The following is a 1,663-nucleotide window of genomic DNA, read 5'->3' as shown; positions in this document are numbered from 1 at the left end:
AGCCTCGATCCACCGATGGGCAGATTGTGGTTCGTGGATCTCGTTGACGGTACTGCTTGGGAGGGTGGGCGTGGGTGATCGCCTGGCGTTGCTGCCAGGGTCTCCGCTGTCTGTTCGGTCGGGCCGGTGTGGGCGGTTGGTCAGGTGGTTTTGGCTGGTGGCGGTCCGCAGGTTTGAGCGAACAGGGCTTGCCAGGCGGTTTCCCAGGGCCACGCGGTCGGCAGGTGAAGAGTTGCTCGCCGGGCTGAACAGGCGATCCTGGCTGGAACGGCGATCAGTTTGCGGCGGATGGTCGCGGTGGTGGCTTTCGCCAGGACGGGGCCGGTGATGGTGGCGGCGGTGCGGGTGAGGTTGAACGCCATTACCGCTAGGACCAGCCAGGCCGCGTTCGCATCGAACTTGCCTGAGGGTAGGTGCGCCAGGGCGGAGGCTTTGAGGTCGGCGTGGACCTGTTCGATGATCGCGTGCCCGCGGTGGGTTTTGTCCGCGGCCACGGTGTCGGTTGCCTCGGGGTCGGTGGTGGTGAAGAAGGCGTGGAAGCGCCAGGTGTCGAACAATGTCGCCTGTCCATTCTCGGCGCCTGGGTTGAGGTCGGGGATCCGGCGGACCACCAACCGGCCGGAGACCTGCTCGGACCGCTTCTTCGAGGTGAACGCGATGAACGGAATTTCGGCGACCTCGGCCCGGGAGATCCAGGTGTTGGTCGGTTCGTCGAACACGGCGTCGGTGTATTCGATGGGAGTCCAGGCGTCGTCGGGGATCGAACAGATGCTGGCTTTGACGCGCTTGTCCATCCGCACGGTGATCGAGACGTCGCCACCACCGCGGAGCGCAGCGTTGACCACTTCGGCGCCGTAGAACGCGGAGTCGGCTCGCACCAGCGGCCGCAGGCTGGACCCGCTCGGCAGCTCCTTGGCGGTCTTCAACGCGTCGGCGATCAACCGTTTCGCGCCCCGTGGCGAGCCGCACGATCCCTTCCGGAGTCGTTGGGCAACGATCACCGGCGCGGACTGTTTCGTGCTCGCGGTGGCCAGCAAGGCGTTGAGTCCACGCACGCCGGAGTAGCCGTAGCCAGAGCCCTGCTTGGAGTAGCCGTGGACCTCGATGATGGTGTCATCGATATCGATCATCACCCGCTCACCGGGGCCGGCCGTGGTGAGCAGCGGGGCCGTGGCGGCCAGCCGGCCCAGGAACCGGGACGCGACAGCGTCGAGTTGGCGGATGTGGCCGAAGGTGAACGTCCGCAGAAACGAGCCCAGCGTCGAGGGAGCGTAGGCATTGGTGAAGATCCGGCCCATCCCACCGTGGCGTAACAGGGCCATGTCGTCGATGCTGTCGGCACCCGCGACCATCCCCGCCACCAGCGAGGTGACCTTCAGCCCGGCGTTCGCGCCCTTGTCGGTTGGCAGCGTCAGATGCCACTTCGCCAGTTCCTGGAGCCCCGCGGACCGGGCCAACGCCAGTACCGGAACCAGCCCGGCCGACGACACGAGATTCCGATCATCGAACACAGCCGACGTCGCCCGTGGCGTGTGAGACAGTTGCATCTACGAGATGCCCTTCGTTCTGGTGCGAATTGGACCCTAGAGAAGTCAAATTCTTCCAGTACGTAAGGGCATTCTCGCGTTCCGACCCGCTCCCTCAAACGCCCTCATCGGTGGAT

1 protein-coding gene is annotated in these 1,663 nt (G+C 65.5%); it reads right to left on the bottom strand.

The features are described 5' to 3' along the window. Positions 1–140 precede the first annotated feature (140 nt). A complete protein-coding gene (locus tag EV644_RS44290) occupies positions 141–1,547 on the bottom strand; it encodes an IS1380 family transposase (RefSeq protein ID WP_132197862.1) in 1,407 nt (468 codons plus the stop codon). Between the last annotated feature and the right edge of the window lie 116 nt (positions 1,548–1,663).

The sequence above is a fragment of the Kribbella orskensis genome, assembly GCF_004342085.1.
In the GTDB taxonomy this organism is placed as follows: domain Bacteria; phylum Actinomycetota; class Actinomycetes; order Propionibacteriales; family Kribbellaceae; genus Kribbella; species Kribbella orskensis.
The sequence above is the reverse complement of the archived record's forward strand: the minus strand, read 5'-3'. Positions and strand labels throughout refer to the sequence as shown.